Origin of the sequence: Neisseria sp., from assembly GCF_041804105.1 — a bacterium.
Classification (GTDB): Bacteria; Pseudomonadota; Gammaproteobacteria; order Burkholderiales; family Neisseriaceae; genus Neisseria.
The window spans coordinates 1-8,911 of sequence record NZ_JBHCJY010000059.1; the positions used below are offsets into that span (position 1 = coordinate 1).

At 55.1% G+C, this 8,911-nt stretch carries 10 protein-coding genes and 1 pseudogene; 9 read left to right on the plus strand and 2 right to left on the minus strand.

What is annotated here, in order from left to right; all coding sequences use genetic code 11:
- A pseudogene (locus ACEYDX_RS05760) lies at positions 1-157 on the minus strand (butanediol dehydrogenase); the annotation flags it as partial.
- 320 nt (positions 158-477) lie between these two features.
- On the opposite strand from ACEYDX_RS05760, the gene ACEYDX_RS05765 reads away from it, so the two are divergent.
- The 9 genes from ACEYDX_RS05765 (at position 478) to yaaA (ending at position 8,629) form a co-directional block, all read left to right on the plus strand.
- Positions 478-900 carry a hypothetical protein gene (locus ACEYDX_RS05765; RefSeq protein WP_373741076.1) on the plus strand — a complete coding sequence of 141 codons (423 nt, stop codon included), beginning with the start codon at positions 478-480 and terminating at the stop codon, positions 898-900.
- 163 nt (positions 901-1,063) lie between these two features.
- The gene (locus ACEYDX_RS05770) at positions 1,064-2,374 is read left to right on the plus strand and encodes a sulfate adenylyltransferase subunit 1 (protein WP_373741077.1); all 1,311 of its coding nucleotides are present in this window, start codon (positions 1,064-1,066) and stop codon (positions 2,372-2,374) included.
- Positions 2,375-2,775: 401 nt separating this feature from the next.
- Positions 2,776-3,765 carry an LLM class flavin-dependent oxidoreductase gene (locus tag ACEYDX_RS05775; protein ID WP_373741078.1) on the plus strand — a complete coding sequence of 330 codons (990 nt, stop codon included), beginning with the start codon at positions 2,776-2,778 and terminating at the stop codon, positions 3,763-3,765.
- Between the two features lie 423 nt (positions 3,766-4,188).
- Entirely contained in the window at positions 4,189-4,539 is a 351-nt protein-coding gene (locus ACEYDX_RS05780) for a TfoX/Sxy family protein (protein WP_373741079.1), read from the plus strand.
- A gap of 4 nt (positions 4,540-4,543) precedes the next feature.
- On the plus strand, positions 4,544-4,882 hold the full coding sequence (locus tag ACEYDX_RS05785; protein ID WP_373741080.1) for a VOC family protein: 339 nt from the start codon (positions 4,544-4,546) through the stop codon (positions 4,880-4,882).
- 92 nt (positions 4,883-4,974) lie between these two features.
- Entirely contained in the window at positions 4,975-5,232 is a 258-nt protein-coding gene (locus tag ACEYDX_RS05790) for a hypothetical protein (RefSeq protein WP_373741081.1), read from the plus strand.
- A 299-nt stretch (positions 5,233-5,531) separates the two neighbouring features.
- Complete coding sequence (locus tag ACEYDX_RS05795) at positions 5,532-6,677, plus strand: YjgN family protein (RefSeq protein ID WP_373741082.1); 1,146 nt, start codon at positions 5,532-5,534, stop codon at positions 6,675-6,677.
- Positions 6,678-6,690: 13 nt separating this feature from the next.
- Positions 6,691-7,695 (plus strand): M48 family metallopeptidase, encoded by a 1,005-nt coding sequence (locus ACEYDX_RS05800; RefSeq protein ID WP_373741083.1) that lies wholly within the window; start codon positions 6,691-6,693, stop codon positions 7,693-7,695.
- 154 nt (positions 7,696-7,849) lie between these two features.
- Positions 7,850-8,629, plus strand: coding sequence for a peroxide stress protein YaaA (yaaA, locus tag ACEYDX_RS05805; RefSeq protein WP_373741084.1), 780 nt, complete (start codon positions 7,850-7,852; stop codon positions 8,627-8,629).
- Between the two features lie 45 nt (positions 8,630-8,674).
- On the opposite strand, the gene ACEYDX_RS05810 is transcribed toward yaaA, so the two are convergent.
- Positions 8,675-8,911, minus strand: a 237-nt coding sequence (locus ACEYDX_RS05810) for a hypothetical protein (RefSeq protein WP_373741085.1), incomplete at its 5' end; no start/stop codon positions are given.

An 8,911-nucleotide genomic window follows, 5' to 3' on the forward strand; every position in this document is an offset into this window, starting at 1 on the left:
GCGGGATGAAAATCGGCCCTTCCATAAATTCGTGCAAATCGGTGCCGCAAATGCCGCACCACGCCACTTTGATGCCGACCGTGCCGGGCTCGACGGTCGGCTCGGGAATATCTTCGATACGGATATCGCCTTTATCGTAAAAACGGGCTGCTTTCATGGGTGGACTCCTTTTGTTTGTGAAGAAGATTAATCGTATGCCGCACGGGGCTGTTGAAGATTATACGCCTTTAACTTGAAACACTTACACCCGCCATTTTGTTAACTTTGGCTGATTCGGATTATATTTTGTTAAGTTGCAGGTACGGTTAGCCGTACGCAGGCGGCGTAACCGTACAAACCCCTACCAAACTTTTCAGACGGCATGCGTGCGGTTACGGCGTACCGCCTAACCGTACCTACGGCGGCGGCGTGTTCAACCACGGCGAATTCGGGTATAGTGAAACCCGTCTGCACATTTGGAAACACAAAGGAAGGTTTATGTTCAAACGCCCCGAAGAACTGATTATGCTGGCACTGGCCGTTTTGTGGACGGTATGCACTTATTTTCTGGCCGGCTGGCTCGGCGCGCCCGTGCAGACTTCGCTGCTGATTGCCTGTCTCACGCTGATTTGGGCGGGGGCGTGTTTCCTGATTTGGCAGCGCGGTTTCAGCCGCTGGCTGTGGCCGCTGTTCAGCGGTTTTCTGGTGGCCTGCTGGTGGCCGTTTCTCGACTGGTATGCGGTCAGCGGCATCGTGATGCCGCAGGCGGCGGGCGATACGCTGGTGGTCAACCTGCCCTGGTACGCGACTTGGACGTTCAAAATCATCATCGCGCTGGTTCCCGTGGCCGTGTGCTACGCCCTGCTGTGGCGGTCGGCACGGAAACGCAAACAGCAGCAGCCGCTGCCGTCGCAGCGTTAAGGCCGTCTGAAAAACGCCCCTGCGGTTTGCTCCGCGGGGGCTTTTTTTCAGACGGCCTGTGCGTGCCAAATAACAAAATCGTCTTAACAACAAACCAACCATTCTTTCCCTTTTTCAGACGGCCTGATTAAAGTACCGCCTGAACAAAACCAAGGAATGCAGCATGACCGCCACCACCGCCCCCCTACTCCGCTTCATCACCGCCGGCAGCGTCGACGACGGTAAATCCACGCTCATCGGCCGCCTGCTCTACGACAGCAAAACCCTGCTCACCGACCAAATCGCCAAACTCGAACAATCCGCCGCCGACGGCGGCACGCCCGATTTCGCCGGCCTGACCGACGGCTTGGCCGCCGAGCGCGAACAGGGCATCACCATCGACGTGGCCTACCGCTACTTCGCCATGCCCGCGCGCAAATTCATCATCGCCGACACCCCCGGCCACGAACAGTACACCCGCAATATGGTAACGGGCGCGTCCACTGCCGACGCCGCGATTGTGCTGATTGACGCGACCCGCGTCGATTTTTCAGACGGCCTACCCAAGCTCTTGCCGCAGACCAAACGCCACAGCGCGATTCTGAAACTGCTCGGCTGTCCCACCGTGATTGCCGCCGTCAACAAACTCGACCTGCTCGGTTTCGACGAAGAAAAATATCGGGCGATTACCGCCGCCTATCGGGAACTGGCCGCCAAAATCGGTTTGCAGGCCGACATCCGTTTCCTGCCCATCAGCGCGCTCAAAGGCGACAACATCGTCAGCCCCAGCGCAAACACGCCGTGGTATCGGGATTTGCCGCTGCTGCCCCTGCTCGAAAGCCTGCCGGCAGGACTGCAAGACACGGCGGAACAGGGGGCGTTTTTCCCCGTGCAGCGCGTCGCCCGACAAGACGGCAGCAGCAGCGACGATTTCCGCGGCTACCAAGGCCGCTTGGAAGCAGGCCGTCTGAAAAGCGGCGACACGGTTAAAGTGCTTCCCGGCGGACAGACCGCCCGCATCGCCGAAATCCACACGCCGCACGGCAAAACCGACAGCGCAGTAACGGGCGAAGTGCTCACGGTTACGCTCGACACCGACATCGACATTTCGCGCGGCAACAGCATCGTTGCCGCCGACAGCCCCGTCGCCCCCGTGCAGGCCTTTCAAGCCGCGCTGTGCTGGTTTGACGAAATCCCGCTCAACCCGCGCCGCAAATACCTGCTCAAACACGGCACGCAGACCACCGCCGCCAAAATCACCGAAATCGCCTATGTTTGGGATGTCGATACCCTGTCGCAGGTCGAATCCGCAGCCGAACTCAGGCTCAACGACATCGGCAGCGTCAGCATCAAAACCCAGCAGCCGCTGGCCGCGGCCCCTTACGCGCACAACCGTGCCGCAGGCGCGTTCATCCTGATTGACGAAGCAACCAACCACACCGTTGCCGCCGGCATGATACGCGGCGGCAGCGAAGCGGGAAATTTTGAAATCTAGGCCGAACCGCAGTCAGGGCATCCGCACAGGCCGTCTGAAAACACCGCTCCGGTTGGAAACGGGTTTTTCAGACGGCCTGTTTTCGGGCGCGGCATCCGTTTGAAAAGCCGGAAAAACCGTTATGGCCGTGCCGGCGGAAATCAGGATGGAAAACGCCGAAGCCCTTATTTGCCGACGGATACCGCAAGACGGATTTCAGCGTGCCAATCTGCGCGGGCATCAAGGTTCAACATATTTTGCCGCCCCCGAATAAAGGAGCAGCCCGCTTCCCGATTCAGTAAAACCGCACATCCCCAGCCTGCCGATTACATACACCTACAGTCAAAATAAATCCGTACGCCCCCTTGATTCCCGTTCAGACGGCCTTTATCTGCATACGACCGCAAACCAAGGAAAACATCATGACCCGAGTATCCATGCTCAATCTCGTGCCCGTACGCGAAGGCCAAACCCGCGCCCAAGCCGTCGAATCCATGATACGGCTCGCGCAGGAAGCCGAACGGCTCGGCTACGCCCGCTACTGGGTTGCCGAACACCACAACATGCCCTACCTCGTCAGTTCCGCCACCCAGCTTCTCATCGGCCACACCCTCAGCCACACGCAGACCATCCGCGTCGGCAGCGGCGGCGTGATGCTGCCCAACCACAGCCCGCTGATGGTGGCCGAACAATACGGCACGCTCGAAACGCTTTACCCCGGCCGCGTCGATTTGGGCTTGGGACGCGCACCCGGCACCGACCAGATGACCGCCGCCGCCCTGCGCCGCAACGAGCGCGACGTGTCGCTCAACTTCCCCCGCGACGTGCGCACGCTGCAACGCTATTTCGGCGATGCCGGACAGCAAGGCTTCGTCTGCGCCTATCCCGGCGTGGGCCTGAACGTGCCGCTCTATATTCTCGGATCCAGCACCGAAAGCGCGTATCTGGCCGCCGAACTCGGCCTGCCTTATGTGTTCGCCGCCCACTTCGCACCGCGTATGCTCGACATGGCCGCCGACATCTACCGCCGCGAATTCAGGCCGTCTGAAACCTTGTCCCGACCCGAATTCACCGTCTGCCTGAACGTGATTGCCGCCGACAGCGACGAAGAAGCACAGCATCTGGCCACCAGCCAGCAGCAGTTTTTCCTCAACGTGGTGCGCAACAGCCGCCAAGCCCTGCAACCACCCGTCGAAAGCATGGATGGCCTGTGGTCGCCAAGCGAACAGGCCATGGCCGAACAAATGCTCGCCTGCTCGCTCGTCGGCGGTAAGGCTTCGGTGGCCGCGCAGTTCGCCGAACTGCAAAACCGTCTCCGTGCCGACGAAGTCATGGCCGTCAGCTATATTTTCGACGAAGACAAACAGTTCCGCTCCTACCGCCTGTTCAAAGAAATCGCCGACGGGGTGTAGATTTTCCGAACACACCCCTACCGCGGCGGTTTAGAGCATCCGCACAGGCTGTATGAACACACCGTTCCGTCTATGGTGCTCCATCCGGTAATACTCAGCTTCATTTTGAACTGAACATGCGCCGCCCAATCGAAAGCGATCCCCCATCACTATGAATGTACCGCGTTTGATAAAGCAGAGTTTGATGGACAAACCAAACTCTTCATTTGGAAAAGCTCATGAGAACCAGCCCTTTTCAAGGCTGGTTTTTTGCATCTAAAAACCGCAATTGAAGATAGGATTTTCTGGAAAAATCATGCTAAGCTGGAATTAGCAAGAAGGATAAAGGCTTATTGTGACCGACTTCATCTTCGTCAACAGGCTCTTAAATCCATTGCCTATTCTAATTGGGAATTGGACGGAAAATAAAAGAAAGGGATGGCTATGGCTTATAAGCAAGAAGCAGCAAAGCAGATTAGAGAGGAATTGAGGCGGCAACTACCTCCAGAAGTCTTTGAAGATGAAGTGGCTGAAAAAAAGATGTTTGGCGGTTTGGCATTTATGGTGCGTGGGAAAATGTGCGTTTGTGCCAGTGGACGGGATGAGGTCCTGGTCATGGCTCGTATTGGCAAGAAGAGACAAAATGCGCTTCTCCCAATAGCCGGTGCCTCTGTTACCATCATGAGGGGCAGGCCCTGTCAAGGCTATATTGATCTGGATAAAAATGCTTGCGAGAACCTGTCTTTTTGGGTGACCCAAGCCCTTGGATATAATTTAGAACTAATAAAGGAGTAATCATATGAAATCACAGTTTACAAGCCTCATCACCGTCTTTCCTGTCAAGGATGTGGAAGCAAGCCTAGTCTGGTACAGAAGGTGGCTGGGAGAGCCAGATAGCATTCCCATGGAAGGGATAGCAGAGTACCAGGTGACCGAGACTGCCTGGCTGCAACTGACCCAAGAAGAAGGAAATCCATCCAGCCTTATCTTGGGTGTAGACGATATCAACAAAGTACGAGAAGACCTCGTCGGCAAGGGTTTGAAGCCGAGTGACATCATGGATTGGGAGGTCGTTTTGACCTGTCAGATGGAGGATCCTGATGGCAATACCATCTCCTTTGCGCAAGAAGTGCTCTAGGATAAGACAAGACTGATACGCCAACCAGTCTTTACCACAGCCATGTCTTCTTTGAGGCTTGGCTGACAGCTCCGGCAGAAATTGCCCAGGAAGTGGCAAAGGAAAAGGCTGTTATTGAAGACTTAAATCGCCAGGTTTCAGAAAAATTACTGGTTGAATCAATCCTTAAAGAGCATATCAGTCAAGAACGGGCCTTGGACTATCTGACCTTCACTCAGCATCTATTTCGAAGTTATTATCCGGCAGCAAGTGGGGCGAAAGAGTCTTCCGGCTTGGACAGCCAGTACGAAAGAGACTTCAATAAGGTCCTTCATCTCATGATTTATGACATCTTCCAAGATGGTAAGTGAAGGGAGTGATTCATGAAGGGAAACAGGTTTTTCAGACGGCCTGTTTTCGGGTACGGCATCCGTTTGGAAATCCATACAAACCCTCATACCCGTGCACATTGCCGTATCCGTACCGATACATTTTCCCACGGTTGTATCGGAGCGACCGGTTGGAGGCGGCGCAATCTGACATCCGGTTTGAATTGCCGGTTCATGTATAAGGCCGTCTGAAAAAAGTTTTCAGACGGCCTTTTGCCGCATACGGAACAGCCGTGCAGTTTGTTTTATAATGCGGTTTTCAAACCAATCAGGACAATCCGATGAGCGATGCATCCCAATCCGCCACGCAAAACAGTATGGCCGTATCCCCTGAAACCGCACAGACGGAGATTCAGCCCCTGCCCGCATCTCCGGCACCGCAAACCGACAAAACACCCTTCCGGCAATGGCGGTTCGACTTTCACGGCAACGCCGGCGAATATTTCAAAATCTGGATTGTCAACCTGTTTCTGACCATCATCACCTTGGGCATTTATTCGCCTTGGGCAAAAGTACGCCGGATGCGCTATTTTTACGGCAACACCCAATTGGGTAACGACCGCTTCGACTTTACCGCCCTTCCGTCACGCATCCTGTTGGGGCGTATCATCGCCGTTGTTCTGTTTACCGCAACCTCGGTACTCTCCAATATCGACCCGCTTTGGGCATTGGTGATGTGGGGCGTCATCTTCCTGGTTATGCCTTGGCTGGTGCGCTCATCCCTGCGCTTCCGCGCACGCAACAGCAAATACGGCAACAGCCGTTTCTACTTTTCCGCTTCAACCGGCCGAACTTACTGGCTGTTCATCAAATGCCTGCTGGTTACGGTTGTCAGCTTCGGCCTGCTCTATCCCGTTGCCCTGTATTGGTTCAAATCCTACCAGATCGACAACCTGCACATCGGCAACCTGAAATTCAAAATGAATTCAAGCATCGGCAGTTTTTACGCAGCCGTACTGCTTCCGTATGGTGTGTTCCTGGCCATTTCTTTTGTGGTATCCATAATCTTCTTATTAATAGCAGGTATCGTAGGCATCTCGTCCCCAAACACCTTCGACCCGAGCACCTTAACCGGTTTGATGATAGTTGTTTTCTACGCTTTCATGCTGGGATTTTTCGTGCCTCTGACCCAAGGCTATCTGTTCTGTACCACATGGCACGATGTCTATACCGGCCGCAGCCGCGTCTATACCCGCATGAGTCCGTTTTCCTACGCATGGGTTAAGTTCACCAACTATCTCGTGATCGTGCCGACGCTCGGCCTGATGCACCCTTGGGCAGCCGTACGTTTTTACCGCGCCGTTGCGGAATCGATGTACGTGGATTTGAGCGACGACCCCGAAAACCTGATGAACCTCGCCCAAAACGACCCGCACAGCATCGGCGAAGAAATCGCCGACATATTCGATCTCGACCTTTCCCTGTAAGGACAAAAACCGCATGACGGACAAAATCACCGTGCGCTATTACGACGGCAAACGCAATGTTCCTTTCCCCGCCGAACTTTCGTCCGACGGGGCATACCTGCGCATCGTTTACGGAGACGGTCAAACCGTTTTCCATCCGCTGCATCAGGCAGAATACATTGCGGCTGTCGGCGGCATACCGCCCGTGCTGGAGCTGCCGGACGATGTCCGCATCGAATTCATCGGCAACGAAATACCCGACTGGCTGGATCTGAAACACAAAACCATGCTCAGGCACGTCGGGCATTTTGAAAAAAGCTGGAAGTGGGTGGGCATCGGTTTCGTTACCGTCATCTGCGTGATTTTCGTCCTGTTCAAATGGGGCATTCCCGGCGCCGCCTATCACGTTTCCCGCAGTCTGCCCGACACAACCCTCAAACAAATCGGCGACCAAACCGAACAGGCCATTGTCCAACTGACCAAAGCAAGCGGCCTGAAACCGGAACGCAGGCAGAAAATATCCGATCTGTATTACAAAACCCTGAAACCTTCCGCCCCCGCCAAGCTGGTTTTCCGCAACAGCAAAACCATCGGCGCCAACGCATTCGCCATTCCCAACAACACCATCATCATCACCGACGATTTGGTCCGACTGGCCAAAAACGACCATGAAATCCTGGCCGTACTCGCGCACGAACAAGGCCATCTGAAAGAGCGCCACAGCCTCCAACAGGCATTGCGCGGTATCGGCACAGGCGTGTTCCTGCTCGTGATTACAGGCGATTCCAACGACCTCGTTTCCAGCCTGCCCGCCACGATAGCGGCCGCACAATATTCCCAGGAATTTGAGTTCGAAGCCGACCTGTATGCCGCCACAGAATTGCAGCGCTTAGGACTTCCGCCCAAACATCTGGCGGATTTCCTGCTCCGCCTGCAAAAGCAGCACGGCCACGAAGAACACGGCGCCACCAATCTGCTCAGCAGCCATCCGCTTACACAGGAACGGGTCAAACGGTTGGAAACATTGTCGGCAAAATAAACACCGAGAGCGCAAAGGCCGTCTGAAAAAAGTTTTCAGACGGCCTTTACCCTTCGCAGCAAACCAAACCTATTGATTATTTCAAATTGCCAAAGCCGCTGCCGAACCGTAAAGTAAGGCCGTCTGAAAACCGTCCGCACAGGAAAACCCGCCCATGCTTTTCGTATTGTCCCCCGCCAAAAACCTGAACGAAAAAGACACCGCACCCGTTCACGAATACACCCTGCCCGAGCTGCTTGCCGAAGCGGAAAACCTGATGGCCGAACTGCGCAGCCTCGCCCCGCAGGACTTGGCCGCGCTGATGCACGTTTCCGACAAAATCGCCCTGCTCAACGCCGAACGCAACGCCGCATGGCACACACCGTTTACCCCCGACAACGCAAAACAGGCCGTATTCATGTTCAACGGCGACGTTTACGAAGGACTTGCCGCCCAAACGCTCGATTCAGACGGCATCCGATACCTGCAAAACTGCGTCCGCCTGCTTTCCGGACTATACGGCGTATTGCGGCCGCTCGACTTAATGCAGCCCTACCGCCTAGAAATGGGCACGCCGTTTGCCAACACCCGCGGCAAAAACCTCTACGAATACTGGGACGGACTCATTACCGACACCCTTAACGCAGCACTCGCCCAATCCGGCAGCGACACCTTAATCAACCTCGCTTCCCGGGAATACTTCAAAGCCGTCCGCCCCGAAAAGCTCAACGCCCGCCTGATTACCCCCGTTTTCAAAGACGAAAAAAACGGCAAGTACAAAATCATCAGCTTCTATGCCAAACGCGCCCGCGGCCTGATGGTGCGCTACGCCGCCGACCATCGTGTTGCGCGTCCCGAAGAATTGAAGAATTTCGATTACGAAGGCTACCGTTTCAACCCTGCCGCCTCAAGCGAAAACGAATGGGTGTTCCTGCGCGCCGAACAACACGGATAAACCCGGGCTGCTTTGGGCTATGCGCCGAAACGCCGCACCACGCTTTTACAACAGCAAATCCGAATCCATAACCGGTAAAACCCGTTTTACAACACATTTCCAAACCCAAACCGCCCGAACGGAAACAGCGGGTAAGTATACCCTCCCCGTTTCCCGACACATCCGGCAGCAGCGAACCGCACGCCCCGCCAAAAACCGCTTGGCAATAACGTGCTTTTTCGTTAAGATACGCGCTTCAAGAAACGGAAGCGTGGCAGAGCGGTTTAATGCAACGGTCTTGAA